Raw genomic sequence first — 13703 nt, 5'->3', positions numbered from 1 at the left:
GCCGCCCGGATCAAGGTTCGATGGGGGTTATGGTCATGTTCTTGAGGTTGCGCGTAATCGTGCCAGTACATTCAGGCTGAATGGTCGAGCCGTTCCACCTGCTTTCATTCGGCTGCCTTATTTCGGCGCGGGCCGGTGCATCACGACGACTTCACGCGATGTGCCACCCTCGTCCTGCGGACCTCTCGAGACTTCGATGAAACCCAGACGCCTGTAGAAACCGATGGCCCTCACGTTCGCGGCGTAGATCTCCACGTCGAGCGCTCCCTTCAGCGCTGCCGCATGCAACACCAGCGCCCTCCCGAAACCGCCGCCATGCGCTGACGGATCGACAAACAGGCCGCCGATGAAGTTATCGATCAGGCCGATGAAGCCCATTTGCCTGCCGCGGTCCTCGACCACCCAATTCTCAGCCTGCCTCAGGTAGACATTTCTCACTTCGGCCTGCTGATCGAGCAGTTCCTTCTCGACGAAGAAGGGATGGCCGACGCGCGAGGCTGCCAGCCAGATATCGGCAAGCCGGTCACGGTCTTGATCGTCGCGATAGGCGCGAACCGTCATGCCCTGTTCAGCGTTCATGGGATTGTCCTGCAGGGAGTGATTTCTAGGCCGGCAATATCTTGCCAGGGTTCATGATGTTGTCGGGATCGAGCGCGCGCTTGATCTGTCGCATTACGTCCAGACCATGGCCGTGCTCCGCCTTGAGGAACCCGACCTTGCCCTGCCCGACGCCATGCTCCCCGGTGCAGGTGCCCTCCATGGCAATCGCCCGCATGTTGAGGCGGGCGACGAAACGCTCGACCAGCACCACCTCTCCGGCGTTCTCGGGATCCATCAGCGCCAGTACATGGAAATTGCCGTCGCCTGCATGGCCGACGATTGGTGCGATCAGGCCCATTTCGGCGATATCGACCTCGGTTGCGGCCACGCACTCGGCCAGCCGCGAGATCGGCACGCAGACATCTGTCGACAGCCCCTTGGCGCCGGGCCTGAGTGTCAGCGATGCCCAATAGGCATCGTGACGTGCCTTCCAGAGCTTGCTGCGCTCCTCGGCGACCGCAGTCCACAAGAATGGTCCGCCGCCATTTTCTTCCGCGATCATGCCGAAGGTTTCGGCCTGCTCGGCCACGCCGGCATCACTGCCGTGAAACTCCAGGAAAAGACATGGGCTCTCGGGATAATCCAGCTTGGAATAGGTCTTCATCGCCCGCATCTGCAAGGCATTGACGAGTTCGATGCGGGCGACGGGGATGCCCATCTGGATAGTCTGGATCACCGCTTGCGACGCCGCTTCCAGCGTCGGGAACGGACATACGCCCCCCGAAATCGCCTGCGGTATCCCCTGCAGCTTCAGCGTCAGTTCCGTGATGATCCCGAGCGTACCTTCCGAACCGACTAGGAGGCGCGTGAGATCATAACCAGCCGAACTCTTCCTGGCGCGCCCGCCTGTCTTCGCGATTTCGCCGTCCGCCATGACGGCAACCAGCGAAAGAACATTTTCGCGCATCGTGCCGTAACGCACCGCATTGGTACCCGATGCGCGTGTCGCCGCCATGCCGCCGAGCGTAGCGTTGGCGCCCGGATCGATCGGGAAAAACAGGCCGGTGTCGCGCAGATGCTGGTTGAGCTGCTCGCGCGTTACGCCGGGTTCCACCCGGCAATCGAGATCCTCGGCGTTGACGGCCAGAATCCGGTTCATGCGCGAGAGGTCGACGCAAATGCCGCCGCCCGGCGCATTGACGTGGCCTTCCAGCGAAGTGCCGACGCCAAAGGCGATGACCGGCACACGATATTCCGCGCAGGCCCGCATCACCGATTGCACCTCTTCGGTCGTCTCGCAGAAAGCAACGCCGTCCGGTGCCTGGGTCGGAATATAGGTGGTGGTGTGCGCGTGCTGCTCGCGAACCGCCTGCCCGGTCTGGAACCGTTCGCCAAGGTGCTGTTTCAGGATGCCGAGGACGGCAGCGATGCCATCCTCATTGCGTTCGACCGGTACGAGGTCGCTCAGAGCCATGCTTTCCTCCGCGATTGGACCATCGCGGCCCTTGTTCTCGAGTTACAGCTGCATAAGCATGTCGCGCAAAAATGTGCAGCGATTTTGCGATAACGACATGCGCGAAATAAAGATCTGCTAGCACGCCGTGTCCAGCGCCAGAGGAAACATCGCAATGTCCATAGCCGCCCCCTTCGTCTCCCGCGTCATGGACATCGAGAACGACTGGATCGACTACAATGGTCATCTCAACATGGCCTATTACAACGTGCTGTTCGACCGTTGCTCGGACGACGCCTTCGAGCTGATGGGCATGGGGCCGAATTACGCCCGCGACCGCAAGCTCACCATCTACACGGCCGAGGTGCACGTCTGTTACGTGCAGGAACTGCATCTCGACCACAAGGTGACAGCCACCTTCCAGCTTCTCGACCATGACGAGAAGCGGTTGCGTGTCTATCAGGAAATCCGCCATGTCGACGGCTGGCTTGCAGCAACGTCTGAATCGCTTTCGCTGCATGTCGACATGGCCGGACCGAAGGTCGCCCCCTTCCCGGCGGATGTGCTGGCCAAGGTCGAAGCGATGCGCGAAGCCCATGCCGGTCTGCCCATGCCGGAACGTGCTGGCCGTTCGATCAGCATCCGCCGCAAGACCGGCTGAGGGCAAGACCGTTAACCTTAATCAATTCTGAACGGGGACAACCCCTTTGCCGTCGTTGAGCGAATCGACGGCGCGCCGGAGAAGGCTATCCAGGGTGAACTTGAAAGCCTTGGAGACGGGACGGAGAAAATCTGGCCCAAGCGCGCGCATGAAAATCGATATCGAGGCTCTCTCGGAAAAACTGGCCGCCGACCCGCGCATCAGCGACTACGACTTCTGGCGTTCGCTGAAGAATCTCAACAACGAGATCTTCCAGATCGCAAACTCCAACGAGCCGATCCCCTTCGACATGCTGCGCTGGCGCGCCATCATCAAGCAGGCGCGGTCCAAGCGAGGATCTGCCTGAGGCCAACCGGACTCCGGTCAGGGGATCGGCGAAACAGTCAACTGCCCGAATGTCCCGCGCCTCGCGACGCGTGACCGCTCAGGCGAGCGCCAGCGTCGACAGAAGCGCGAGCAGGAATGAGGCCGCGACCATGGCCGCATAGGCGCGTGGCAGGTCGAAAAGGATCATGTGGCCGGCGATCCAGGCGGTTCCTGCCGCGCCCAGCGCATAAAGGAAGCCGTTGCGGTGGCCATAGACCAGATTAGCCGCCATCAAGCCGCCGATGATGAGCGCACCGAAAACCACGATCACGGCAATGGCTGCCTTGTCGAAATTGTCGTCCACCGTGGTCGGGGGTTTGGAGTCGAACGGTTCTTGCATGGCCTCGCCTTGAATGGTTGGCGCGGACAGACTTAACCGACCGCACCAAAGGAGCAAAGACTAAACTCGTCCGCCGCGACGATAACAAGGCGCTACTGTGGATTTCAGGAAACGCTTGCCGAAAATATTCGTGAAGCGGCAAACACTGAAGCCGGTGCCTGATCAATCGTCTCCGACGATCTCCATGAAGCGGATGCGGTTGCCGAACGGATCGGTCACCTCGACCTCCAGCCGATCGTCCACCTTCTCCAGCCCCGGCTTCATGTAGCGATAGTTCTTTGCCGCGAGCTCACGCTGGAATGCCTCGACGCCGGCCATGTAGACGACCATGTTGCCGCCCGGACTGGCATCGCCCGAATGCTCGGACAGGTGCAGCCTGAGGCCTGCGCGCGATACCTGGGTGTAGAGCGGGAAATTATCGCCGTAGCGATGCTCCCAATCGACGGCGAAGCCAAGGAAGCCGAGATAGAACTCATGCGCCTTGGCGACGTCGAAGATGCGCACGATGGGCACCGCCTGCTCGAAAACGATGTCACCGCCCGCCTTGCCCGCCGTTTCCCTGCCCTCGTTCCGCTGGATCCGGGCCGAAAGGATGTTCCAGGTCTCGACGCCGAACTGGCGAGCGACGATCTCCAGCGCCTCGGAATGGGGAATTTCGATGTTCTTGGCGGCAAGCGCCTCGCGCATGGCCTTTGCCTGCGATCCTTCTCGTCGGGACGAAGCGCTTCACCGGGGCCCGCATTGCCAGTGCCTTCGTCCCGGGGACAAGGACCAGACTGGATCGTGACGACGCATTCGCCATACCTGTTCGAGGCGCGGACTGCCGGCTGCGTCGAGCCGTTGCTGGACGCTATCCATGTCGCATCGTGCCGTCAACAGCGGTCAAAGCTGTCGAATCCGGGAACAGTGTGTGAACATTGCTGGCCTTTCTCGCCCGAATCACTACATTCGGAAACGAAATGGCCGGCGATCATGACATGCCCTTCTTCGACGAGGACGACGCTCCGCGTTTCGACGCCGCGCGTGCATCTTCCTCGCAGGCGGCCCCGTCCGGTATTGCGGCTCGCGCCATGGCGGCACGCCAGGGCCACAACAACCCGCCCGAATATCTGAAAGGCCTCAACCCCGAGCAGCGGCAGGCGGTGGAAACCACCGAGGGTCCGGTGCTCGTTCTGGCCGGCGCAGGCACGGGCAAGACGCGCGTACTCACCACCCGCATTGCCCATATCCTGGCCACCGGGCGCGCCTTCCCAAGCCAGATCCTCGCCGTCACCTTCACCAACAAGGCGGCGCGCGAGATGAAGCAGCGCATCGGCGTCCTTGTCGGCGAGGCGATCGAGGGCATGCCATGGCTGGGCACCTTTCACTCGATCGGCGTCAAGTTGTTGCGCCGCCATGCCGAACTCGCCGGCCTGCGCTCGGATTTCACCATTCTCGACACCGACGACGTCACCCGCCTCATCAAGCAGCTGATCCAGGCCGAGGGACTGGACGACAAGCGCTGGGCGCCGCGGACCTTCGCGCAGATGGTCGATACCTGGAAGAACAAGGGTCTAGCACCTGACGAAATTCCGGAAGGGGACGCACGCGCCTTCGCCAATGGCCGAGGCCGCGAACTCTACCGTGCCTATCAGGAACGGCTGACCACGCTGAACGCCTGCGATTTCGGCGACCTGCTGCTGCATCCGATCCGCATCTTCCGCAAACATCACGACGTACTGGCGGAATATCATCGCAAATTCAAATACATACTGGTCGACGAATACCAGGACACCAACACCGCGCAATATATGTGGCTGAGGCTCCTGGCGCAGCGCCCGAAACAGTCCAGCGCCATGCAACCGGCCGAAGACCGAGCGCGCGACCGCGCGCCGAGCGACTTTTCGCCTGCCCGCGAAAACATGGCCGAAGGCCGCGAGCCCGACTGGGCGACCGAGTCCTCGCGCGGCCCCCGCGAAGCGCCCGCGCCGTCAGGCGCGGAACAGCGCGCGAGCGAAAACAAGGTCAACATCTGTTGCGTCGGCGACGACGACCAGTCGATCTATGGCTGGCGCGGCGCAGAAGTGGACAATATCCTGCGCTTCGAGAAGGATTTTCCGGGCGCTACCGTCATCCGGCTTGAGCGCAATTACCGCTCCACCGCCCATATCCTCGGCGCGGCTGCCCATCTTATCGCCCACAATGAAGGCCGTCTCGGCAAGACGCTGTTCACCGACCGACCCGACCCGGAAGATCCCAAGGTCAACGTACATGCGGCCTGGGATTCGGATGAGGAGGCGCGTGCCGTCGGCGAAGCCATCGAGGCCTATCAGCGCGGTCGCCACAAGCTGAACGACATGGCGATCCTCGTGCGTGCCTCCTTCCAGATGCGCTCCTTCGAAGACCGTTTCATCGAGATCGGCCTCAATTACCGGGTCATCGGCGGTCCGCGCTTCTACGAACGCCAGGAAATCCGCGACGCCATGGCCTTCCTGCGCGTCGTTGCCAATGAGGGCGACGACCTCGCTTTCGAGCGCATCGTCAACGTGCCGAAACGCGGTCTGGGTGATGCCACCATCCGCCAGATCCATGATACGGCCCGTGCGCTCGGGGTACCGATGCTGGAAGCATCGGCCAGACTGGCCGAGAGCGACGAGTTGAAGCCCAAGCCGCGCGCAGCCCTGCGCGAAGTCGCCGCCAACTTCGCGCGCTGGCGAAGCCTGATCGATTCCACGCCGCACACCGAACTCGCCGAGATGATCCTCGAGGAGAGCGGCTATACCGACATGTGGAAGAACGACCGCTCGGCGGAAGCGCCGGGGCGGCTGGAGAACCTCAAGGAGCTGATCCGCTCCATGGAGGAATATGAATCGCTGCGCGCCTTCCTCGAACATGTCGCGCTGGTGATGGATGCCGAGCAGAACGAAGGTCTCGACGCTGTCTCAATCATGACGCTGCATTCAGCCAAGGGCCTGGAATTCGAAACCGTGTTCCTGCCCGGCTGGGAAGAAGGCCTGTTCCCCCACCAGCGGGCGCTGGACGAAGGCGGTCGCTCTGGCCTGGAGGAAGAGCGGCGGCTGGCCTATGTCGGCCTCACCCGCGCCAAGAAGAACCTGCACATCTGGTTCGTCTCCAACCGCCGCATCCATGGGCTGTGGCAATCGACCATTCCCTCGCGTTTCCTCGACGAATTGCCGGAAGCGCATGTCGAGGTGCAGGAAGGCAACGGCTCCAGCTACGGCGGTTATGGCAATCCTTATGGCGGCGGTTCCTTCGCTTCAGGCCGCGGCGGCTTCTCGGCCGGTCGCCAGAACCCGTACGGAGCCTCGCGCTTCGACAGTATCGGCTCGCCTTCGGGTGGCCGCGCAGCGCGCGGCGATCAGGGCGGCTCTTTCTCCAACAGCTACGCCACGCCAGGCTGGCAGCGAGCGCAGCAGAACCGCACCGAGGCGACCGACCGCAACTGGGGTACCCGCAGCGGCCACCAGGTCGAGCGCATCGGTTATGGCGAAGTCGATTCCGGCTATGGCGCCGGCCGCACTTCGGTGAAGGGCCGCACCATCGAAGGCGAACTGGTGGCGAAGTCGGTTGCTGACGCTCCTTCAGCCTTCAAGGTAGGCGACCGTGTGTTCCATCAGAAATTCGGCAACGGCAACATCGCGGCGATCGACGGCAACAAGCTGACCATCGATTTCGACCGCGCCGGGCAAAAGAAAGTGCTGGATGGGTTCGTGAAGGCGGTGTGACCGAACCGGCACCCGCCCAATCGGTCCGTCATTCTACCCGATGAGTTCCGTTCGTCGAAACAGCCGCACCGGCTTCATCACAGCGCGGCGTATGACACCTTTCGCCTCCAGATCGAGCTGGACGGCCTTCAACCACCAACCCGCCTTGGCCCCACCAGGCCATAGATCCTCGGGAAGATGCGGCAGCAGCGCATCCTTGGCTTCCGCCACCGTCAAACCGGGCGGGTCGTTGGGCAGGACGGCAAGCAATGCCTCGCGCATCGCCGTGTATTTGGTGCGGTCCACCTTCTGCCTGTGATGCGGCGAGACGACGTTTTCGATCTCTATCCTGTCGGCAGCGTCAGGCATGGATCTCTCCGTTCACCGCGATCTTTGGGCTGCGGAAGCCCATGGCCGCCCACGCCCGGAACAGGCGCCAGTAGAAGGCCAGCGATTGCTGCTTCAGATTCGGGACGTCGTTCGGCAGCACCGAAGCATCCGGTAGGTCGGCCGTCATCGTCCGCAGCTCGAGCGGCGGCAGCGCGCCCTTTGGCCACAAGCCGGCATAGAGGCTTAGCCAATGCCCGCCCTTGAATTCGAGGAAGACCGGCGTGTTGCAGCAGGAAGCCACGACCCGACGCGTTCCAGCCTGCGGCGTGAGACGGAATTCCTTCAGATAATCCGCTCCACTTACGATCCGGACATGATCCTTGCGGTGGAAGACGAAAGGGGTCGCGCCATTTGCATCCACGACCTGCCCGGCACCGGGAAGCTTTTCCAGCCGGACGCCCGCCTCGCGACAACTGTTGCAGCAGCATTCCACGCTCATCATCGGTGTTGAGCCGACCTCCAGTCGGACCTTGCCGCATGCGCAACCAATCATCGTACTCATGACGTCTGTCCCTCCTCCGGACGACCGAAAAGCAGCCTGATGTAGTGATCGAGATGGTCGAGGCTTTCCCGCGCCAGTGCCGGATCATTGCCGGCCTTTGCCAGAACGAAGGCGCCCTGCAGCACGGTCTGCGTGTGTCGCGCCAGACTCTCGGCTGTCCACTTCCCTGACACGCCGTATCTTGTTCGGGCCGCCTCGATATCCGCTTCGAGCGTGGCCGCATGGCCAAAAATGCTGCGCCCGCACGCTTCGCGAATGGCTGGCGATGTCGCATAGACCTCCTGCGCCATCGTACCGACGAGGCAGCTGAACTGCGCGATCTCGCCCTCGATGATCGACTTGCGAAACGCGACATAGGCGAGCACCCGGTCGAGCGGGTCGTCTGGCACATGATAGGGGGCGGCGGCAAAAAAGGCCGTGGTCCCCGCCGACCAGTCTTCGGCCGCGGCGATACCCAGCGCATCCTTGCTTTTGAAGTGATGGAAATATGCACCCTTGGTCACCTCCGCAGCCTGGCACAGGTCTTCGACGGAGGTTGCGGCAAAGCCCCTGGCGCGAATGGCGTCGCGCGCTGCGTCAAGCAGTCTGTTTCGGGCATCACCACGGTCGGGATTGGTCTTGGTCGGTCTAGGCATTCTGTATACATACCGTACGTACGGTATGTATACAAGTCCGAACTGCCTGCTGGATTTTCTCGTGCCCGGGGGCGGCCCACACGACCCGCAAGAGCAAAAGTAAACACACGTCCCATCCTTCCCCTGCGTCATTTTTTCTACGCCAGGGGTCGAAAATTCTTGCCAGCAAGCGATTTTGCCGCTTTCTTGCCTTTTTAGGAGGGTTTTTCGCGGCGGGCTCCAATCCAACGAGGGGCGACACAGGGATTGGTTAACCATCTTTGTCCATCCTTTGAGATAATCGGCAAAGGACCGCCACGCGCGACCGGTATTCCGGCGGGCGAATTGGTAAGGCGGGTTCTGCGTGTTGCGCCGATTGAAGGAAGTTCGGTCGGCATGGCGTTCGTGCGTGAAAAATTCCGGGGCAATGGCCCCGCCTCCGGTTTCAGGACAGTGCTGGCCCGCTCCGCAAGGATGGCAGGCTGGGTAGCCATCCCCACGGCAGGCGCAGTGCTGGCGATATGGTCGCTGGCAACCGTTGCCGGCGCCTATTCCGCCGCGACATCGATCCGCGCCAATGCACATTTCCTGCCAACGCGCGTCAGCGTCGCCAGCGCCGACTCGCAATCGATGGAAGCGGCCTCCAAACTCAAGCAGGCGCTGGTTGCACATGAATGGGCCAAGCGCCGCCAACAGGCAGCAGCGGCCGAGGCAGCCGACAAGGCTGAAAGGCTGGCAGCCGCCGATGCCGTCCAGCAGCAATCACCATTGGATGAGCGTTTCGCCCGCGCCCTCGGCACGCCGGATGCCGATCGCTTTGGTCCAGGCATCGGTGAGCCGGAACGTGCGGCGCGTGTCGCCCTCGCGCTGACCACTCCGTCAAATATGGAATTGGGCTTCGCCGAAGCCACTCCGACACCAGCTTCCGCCGTGCGCGAGGTTCTGGTGGCTAGCCTTGTCCTGCCCAACCAGGAAGACGACGCCGACGATGAGGAACAGGTCGCGCTCGCCGACACCGGCGAAGTAATCGAAGGTCCCGATTTCGCGGCCGTGCCTGAGAACGCACCACTACCGGCCTACCGTCCGCGCGCGGAAGAAGGCACCAAGCCGGAGACCCGCCGCCGCGCCGACGCCGAGCCCGGGAGTGATGACGAGCCGGTTCGCAAACCGGCAAAACGCATCAGCCAGCCGGCCCAGCCTGTGCTCGCCTACGCCCGGCCGGACAATCCTTCCGAAAGCGGCGGGCTTGGGCAGGCTTTCCGCAATCTGTTCTCCTCGCCCGGCGGATCGAGCGCCAGGGCCGGCAATGGAACCGCCGTCTACGATATCGCATCGGCCACCGTCACCATGCCCGACGGAACCCGGCTGGAAGCCCATTCCGGCATCGGCTCGATGGCCGACAACGTACGTTACGTGAACCAGAAGATGCGCGGCCCTACCCCGCCCGACACTTACAAGCTGTCGATGCGCGAATCCCTGTTCCATGGTGTCGAGGCAATCCGACTCACTCCCGTGGACGGCAAGGTCAAGCATGGCCGCAACGGGCTACTGGCTCATTCCTACCTGCTGCGCGGCGGTCGTGCGGAATCGCATGGTTGCGTCGCCTTCAAGGATTACAAGCGTTTCCTCGCCGCGTTCAAGCAAGGCAAGATCAAGCGACTGGTCGTGGTTGGCGGCGGCTCGCGGTCCAAATCGACGACTGTAGCCGACAACGGCCGCGGCGTCTGAGATCGGCCTTTCCCGATCGAGGACCGCCGCCGCATAGCGGTACCCGTAACGGATGCGGATCCTACTTCCGCATCTCTTTCAGCTTGTCAGCAACAGTCGCCGCAAGATCGGCGTAGCGCTCTTCCAGCCGTTCGGCAGCGGCGATCACCGGGAAATCGTGGCCGAATTTCTCCAGTGCCTGGGTGAGCTTCTCTGCAAAATCGGCCTGCTTGTCGAGCGCCGAAAACAGCGCCTGCACCTGCTCGGCACTGATGTCGGGATGCGCAAGCATGTCTGGCACCTCGCGGCCCATGCGTTCGCCGGTTGCCGTTTCCTGCTTCAATATCTCCAGCCAGTCGGTCACAAAAACAGCCTGCGGTATTTTCAGTCCGCTCTCTTTTAGCGATTCAGGCCGGATACGCCAACCGCCGGCCGGAAAACCTTCTCTTCTTGAGAAAGAAAACAAAACCACCAGCCTCCGCAAGTTGATGCGACAACCAAGGAGATAGCGAGCAAGAACAGCTCTATTTCTATTACAGTACATACGGAAAAGGTAATATATCCTTATCCATTTTCTGCGAGCCTGATCTTGCAGGCGACCACGCCTGTAACTCCGCCTTGAGCGGTACCTCAAGCCCCTTCCGTCTCGCATGCGCGGCGGAAGGGGTTTAGGGCCCGCCTCCCCTGAGGACCAGGCATGTGGCTCGACATTCCAGCGCCGAAGCAACCGACCGGATTCCGGGATAAATGATGGCCATGGCGCGCGGCGGATTTGTCTTTCTAACCGCCGGCGCAGTGTTCGCCCTCGCTGGTGCCGTGGCTCGGGCCGGCGAGACAGTCGAACCGACCATTACCACCAGCATCGAGCGCCATTACACGACCAATGCGATGGAGAGCGACCGGCCGATCGCCGACTGGTATTCGCTGCTGCGCAGCACCCTGTTCCGCAAATGGGGCGACAACGACGCCTATATCTCGCTGAACGCCGAAGGTCGGGCGACCCGCCACGACTCGGTCACCATCGAGGACGACACCGCCGGCGGCATTCAGGTTCAGGCTTTTCGCCGCTTTGCCGGTGGGCTCGAATTGCGCGGCACGCTTGCCTACAACGCCACCAGGGATGGTGACCACATCGACATCGGCCCCTTCACCATCGGAACACGCACGCTGAAGCAGGTTGCCAGCGGACAGGTCCAGGTCGGCCTGGACCTCGGCAACCAGATGGCGCTCATCGTCGATGCCATGACAAGCATGGAGAAGGTCGGCCTCAGCCGTTTCGAAGACGACATCTTCCTGCCCGCCCGCCTCGATCCCGACAAGCGCAACGTCCAGATCGCCCTCAAGCTCATCCGCACTGTCGGTCAGTTCACCTTTGGAGTTCAGGGCTCGGCGTTACGCATTGCCGTCGAACGCCTGGGCGAGCCACCCGTCGGCGTCTCACTCAACCAGTTCGGCCTGCGCGGCGAGATCACCTACACCGGCACCGGCGGCGCCACCGCTGCGCTGGCAATCGGTGCAGAACTCCTGCACGGCGCCGACGATACCTATTCGCGTATTCGTCCGGCCTGGCAGTTGTCCGTCATCAAACCGTTGCCGAAGGGTTTTGAGCTGCGTGGTACCTGGTACGGTCGCTACGAGACCGCCGACAGCGACGATCCGCTGGCTTCCTGGGTCAATCGTGGTGAATTCGAGGTCTCCTACAAGCTGCGCGAGAACCTGAAACTGGCCTCCGGCGTCGCCTGCGAGTTCAAGCGCAACCTGCTTTGGGAAAATGTCGAGCGCAAGCGCGTCTTTTATGCCGAAGCCACCTACGATGCCAGCGCCAGGGCATCAGTGGTGTTGCGCGTGGACGTCAATCGCATCCACAAGACGGTGATCGACATAGACGAGAACACCGTCGACACTTTTATCGGCCTGCGCGCCAAGATCTGACCGCCGCGAGAGCGTTTCCGTTTTTCTCGGAAACGAGGAAAGCTCTAGCGCTTTGTCTCTACGCAATTCCGGACGGAAAACCGCTACGCCCTTTTCCTGGAATTGCTCCATCAAACAAAACAAGGAAAAGCGGAAGGGTCTTCAACCCTCCCGCCCCTTCGGTCGCCTTGTTCAGGCAAACCGCCCCTTCTTGTTAGTGCCGGCCCAGCTTGTAGCTGTTGCCGCCACCCAGAATGCTGTTGGTGACCTTGCTGACACCAGTGCCGACACCGAGGATGCCAACACCCACGCCATTGAGAATGCCACCCACCTGGGTGTTGTTGCCGCTCAAGATCGGCGATCCATTCAGGATGCCAATATCACCGAGTGCGATGCCGGGAGAAATGTTGATGAGTCCACCGCCCGAGTTGTTGTTGTTACCCCGGGAACCAAAACCGCCCGCATAAGAGCTGACAGTCGAGAATGAAACAACTGCGACAGTGAGTACAAGTGCGAATTTCTTCATGACTTCTCTCCTATTTACAACAGTGTTTACTTCCACCTATTCATCAGTACCTCTGGGATTGGATAGTACACATCAATGAAAAGCACACAAGCATGAGCATGTCATAATCTACGAATACACGGCGTTTTCCATTTTTTAACTTTAATATTTTACGTTAAATAATTTGGTTACCATGATTGGTTAAGATAAGACCGCCGTTGACCTGAACGAAAACTCGTGACCGAGCCGTCATGGTTAAGATGCTGATCTACGTATCGCCGGACACGGCTGGAGCGCTGCGCTTTACCGGAAACGCAGATGCAAACCCGAACGCAAAAGCCCGCTGCGCACCTGGCTGGGTTGCTCTAGGCCTGAGCTTCCCACCGGTCGAGAAAGATCTCGATTTCCAGCGCCTGCATGTCGGGGATAGCCCTGGCAAGCTGCTCCGGCGACCAGTCCCACCAGGCCAGCGCTTCAATCCGGGCGGCTATCTGTTCAGAAAACCGCCGGCGCAGCCTTCTGGCCGGCACCCCCGTGACAATCGTGTAGGCGGGAACATCTCTGGTCACCACCGCATTGGCACCGATTACCGCGCCGTTGCCGACTGTCACCCCAGGCAGGATCACCGCACCATGGCCGATCCACACGTCATGGCCGATGCTGACCGGTTTTGAGCGCCGGCGCTCGCGAAAAACGCCGTCCACGCCAAGCCAGCGGAAATACTCATTCGGCCGATAGCTGACTTTATGCGTGGTCACGCGCTCCATCGGATGTTCGAGCGCATTGATGCGCGTGTTGGCAGCGATCGAGCAGAATTTGCCGATGAACGTGTAGATCGCTTCGGCATGGCGCTCGAAATAGGAGAAGTCGCCCACGGTCACCTCGCGCAGCACGACACGTTCGCCGATGGCCGTATAGCGGCCAAGCCGACACGACTTCAGTTCCGCGGTCGGATGAATACGCGGTTCCGGATCCTTGGGCACGAGGTCGTCGGTACGGTCCATGACGCG

General features: G+C 61.4%; 15 protein-coding genes. 5 read left to right on the top strand and 10 right to left on the bottom strand.

The features are described from left to right. Positions 1 to 117 precede the first annotated feature (117 nt). Positions 118 to 579: a GNAT family N-acetyltransferase gene (locus ACFWYE_RS10325; protein ID WP_379111151.1), complete on the bottom strand. Its 462-nt coding sequence runs from the start codon at positions 577 to 579 to the stop codon at positions 118 to 120. A 25-nt stretch (positions 580 to 604) separates the two neighbouring features. Beyond that, complete coding sequence (locus tag ACFWYE_RS10320; protein ID WP_379111149.1) at positions 605 to 2014, bottom strand: FAD-binding oxidoreductase; 1410 nt, start codon at positions 2012 to 2014, stop codon at positions 605 to 607. 154 nt (positions 2015 to 2168) lie between these two features. Between ACFWYE_RS10320 and ACFWYE_RS10315 the strand changes: the two genes are divergently transcribed. After that, positions 2169 to 2654: a thioesterase family protein gene (locus tag ACFWYE_RS10315; protein WP_379111148.1), complete on the top strand. Its 486-nt coding sequence runs from the start codon at positions 2169 to 2171 to the stop codon at positions 2652 to 2654. A gap of 148 nt (positions 2655 to 2802) precedes the next feature. Next, a complete protein-coding gene (locus tag ACFWYE_RS10310) occupies positions 2803 to 3000 on the top strand; it encodes a hypothetical protein (RefSeq protein ID WP_379068649.1) in 198 nt (65 codons plus the stop codon). Positions 3001 to 3078: 78 nt separating this feature from the next. Here the strand turns inward: ACFWYE_RS10310 and ACFWYE_RS10305 are convergent, their stop codons facing one another. Together ACFWYE_RS10305 and ACFWYE_RS10300 are read right to left on the bottom strand one after the other, a co-directional pair. Then, positions 3079 to 3360, bottom strand: a complete 282-nt coding sequence (locus ACFWYE_RS10305) for a hypothetical protein (RefSeq protein WP_054308215.1) — start codon at positions 3358 to 3360, stop codon at positions 3079 to 3081. A 162-nt stretch (positions 3361 to 3522) separates the two neighbouring features. Continuing rightward, complete coding sequence (locus ACFWYE_RS10300) at positions 3523 to 4047, bottom strand: glyoxalase superfamily protein (RefSeq protein WP_379111146.1); 525 nt, start codon at positions 4045 to 4047, stop codon at positions 3523 to 3525. 272 nt (positions 4048 to 4319) lie between these two features. Between ACFWYE_RS10300 and ACFWYE_RS10295 the strand changes: the two genes are divergently transcribed. Beyond that, on the top strand, positions 4320 to 7085 hold the full coding sequence (locus tag ACFWYE_RS10295) for an ATP-dependent helicase (RefSeq protein WP_379111144.1): 2766 nt from the start codon (positions 4320 to 4322) through the stop codon (positions 7083 to 7085). A gap of 33 nt (positions 7086 to 7118) precedes the next feature. Here the strand turns inward: ACFWYE_RS10295 and ACFWYE_RS10290 are convergent, their stop codons facing one another. The 3 genes from ACFWYE_RS10290 to ACFWYE_RS10280 are packed head-to-tail and all read right to left on the bottom strand — an operon-like array spanning position 7119 to position 8591. After that, positions 7119 to 7433 (bottom strand): DUF6958 family protein, encoded by a 315-nt coding sequence (locus ACFWYE_RS10290; protein ID WP_379111142.1) that lies wholly within the window; start codon positions 7431 to 7433, stop codon positions 7119 to 7121. Beyond that, on the bottom strand, positions 7426 to 7956 hold the full coding sequence (locus ACFWYE_RS10285; protein WP_379111141.1) for a GFA family protein: 531 nt from the start codon (positions 7954 to 7956) through the stop codon (positions 7426 to 7428). The genes ACFWYE_RS10290 and ACFWYE_RS10285 overlap by 8 nt, the downstream gene beginning before the upstream one ends. Then, complete coding sequence (locus ACFWYE_RS10280; RefSeq protein ID WP_379111139.1) at positions 7953 to 8591, bottom strand: TetR/AcrR family transcriptional regulator; 639 nt, start codon at positions 8589 to 8591, stop codon at positions 7953 to 7955. Before ACFWYE_RS10280 ends, ACFWYE_RS10285 begins: the two co-directional genes overlap by 4 nt. Before the next feature lie 375 nt (positions 8592 to 8966). Here ACFWYE_RS10280 and ACFWYE_RS10275 point away from each other — a divergent pair, with 375 nt between their 5' ends. After that, the gene (locus ACFWYE_RS10275) at positions 8967 to 10298 is read left to right on the top strand and encodes a tlde1 domain-containing protein (protein ID WP_379111137.1); all 1332 of its coding nucleotides are present in this window, start codon (positions 8967 to 8969) and stop codon (positions 10296 to 10298) included. 61 nt (positions 10299 to 10359) lie between these two features. Here the strand turns inward: ACFWYE_RS10275 and ACFWYE_RS10270 are convergent, their stop codons facing one another. Further along, positions 10360 to 10641: a hypothetical protein gene (locus ACFWYE_RS10270; RefSeq protein ID WP_379111135.1), complete on the bottom strand. Its 282-nt coding sequence runs from the start codon at positions 10639 to 10641 to the stop codon at positions 10360 to 10362. Positions 10642 to 11027: 386 nt separating this feature from the next. Between ACFWYE_RS10270 and ACFWYE_RS10265 the strand changes: the two genes are divergently transcribed. Next, positions 11028 to 12209 carry a hypothetical protein gene (locus ACFWYE_RS10265; protein ID WP_379111133.1) on the top strand — a complete coding sequence of 394 codons (1182 nt, stop codon included), beginning with the start codon at positions 11028 to 11030 and terminating at the stop codon, positions 12207 to 12209. A 193-nt stretch (positions 12210 to 12402) separates the two neighbouring features. Here ACFWYE_RS10265 and ACFWYE_RS10260 read toward each other — a convergent pair whose 3' ends face one another. Both ACFWYE_RS10260 and ACFWYE_RS10255 read right to left on the bottom strand, forming a co-directional pair. Continuing rightward, positions 12403 to 12714, bottom strand: coding sequence for a hypothetical protein (locus ACFWYE_RS10260; RefSeq protein WP_379068627.1), 312 nt, complete (start codon positions 12712 to 12714; stop codon positions 12403 to 12405). Positions 12715 to 13058: 344 nt separating this feature from the next. Beyond that, positions 13059 to 13697, bottom strand: coding sequence for a DapH/DapD/GlmU-related protein (locus ACFWYE_RS10255; RefSeq protein ID WP_379111132.1), 639 nt, complete (start codon positions 13695 to 13697; stop codon positions 13059 to 13061). Positions 13698 to 13703: the final 6 nt, after the last annotated feature.

The organism is Mesorhizobium sp. NPDC059025, assembly GCF_042739655.1.
Taxonomy (GTDB): Bacteria; Pseudomonadota; Alphaproteobacteria; order Rhizobiales; family Rhizobiaceae; genus Mesorhizobium.
Note: the sequence above shows the minus strand (reverse complement) of the source record. Positions and strands in the feature narration are given on the sequence as shown.

What these genes read in the sequence shown, in the direction of transcription:
- ACFWYE_RS10290 (WP_379111142.1), bottom strand. Translation starts at nt 7,433, where the DNA reads ATGCCTGACGCTGCCGACAGGATAGAGATCGAAAACGTCGTCTCGCCG.
- ACFWYE_RS10295 (WP_379111144.1), top strand. Translation starts at nt 4,320, where the DNA reads ATGGCCGGCGATCATGACATGCCCTTCTTCGACGAGGACGACGCTCCG.
- ACFWYE_RS10255 (WP_379111132.1), bottom strand. Translation starts at nt 13,697, where the DNA reads ATGGACCGTACCGACGACCTCGTGCCCAAGGATCCGGAACCGCGTATT.
- ACFWYE_RS10260 (WP_379068627.1), bottom strand. Translation starts at nt 12,714, where the DNA reads ATGAAGAAATTCGCACTTGTACTCACTGTCGCAGTTGTTTCATTCTCG.
- ACFWYE_RS10285 (WP_379111141.1), bottom strand. Translation starts at nt 7,956, where the DNA reads ATGAGTACGATGATTGGTTGCGCATGCGGCAAGGTCCGACTGGAGGTC.
- ACFWYE_RS10280 (WP_379111139.1), bottom strand. Translation starts at nt 8,591, where the DNA reads ATGCCTAGACCGACCAAGACCAATCCCGACCGTGGTGATGCCCGAAAC.
- ACFWYE_RS10265 (WP_379111133.1), top strand. Translation starts at nt 11,028, where the DNA reads ATGGCCATGGCGCGCGGCGGATTTGTCTTTCTAACCGCCGGCGCAGTG.
- ACFWYE_RS10310 (WP_379068649.1), top strand. Translation starts at nt 2,803, where the DNA reads ATGAAAATCGATATCGAGGCTCTCTCGGAAAAACTGGCCGCCGACCCG.
- ACFWYE_RS10300 (WP_379111146.1), bottom strand. Translation starts at nt 4,047, where the DNA reads ATGCGCGAGGCGCTTGCCGCCAAGAACATCGAAATTCCCCATTCCGAG.
- ACFWYE_RS10325 (WP_379111151.1), bottom strand. Translation starts at nt 579, where the DNA reads ATGAACGCTGAACAGGGCATGACGGTTCGCGCCTATCGCGACGATCAA.
- ACFWYE_RS10320 (WP_379111149.1), bottom strand. Translation starts at nt 2,014, where the DNA reads ATGGCTCTGAGCGACCTCGTACCGGTCGAACGCAATGAGGATGGCATC.
- ACFWYE_RS10315 (WP_379111148.1), top strand. Translation starts at nt 2,169, where the DNA reads ATGTCCATAGCCGCCCCCTTCGTCTCCCGCGTCATGGACATCGAGAAC.
- ACFWYE_RS10275 (WP_379111137.1), top strand. Translation starts at nt 8,967, where the DNA reads ATGGCGTTCGTGCGTGAAAAATTCCGGGGCAATGGCCCCGCCTCCGGT.
- ACFWYE_RS10305 (WP_054308215.1), bottom strand. Translation starts at nt 3,360, where the DNA reads ATGCAAGAACCGTTCGACTCCAAACCCCCGACCACGGTGGACGACAAT.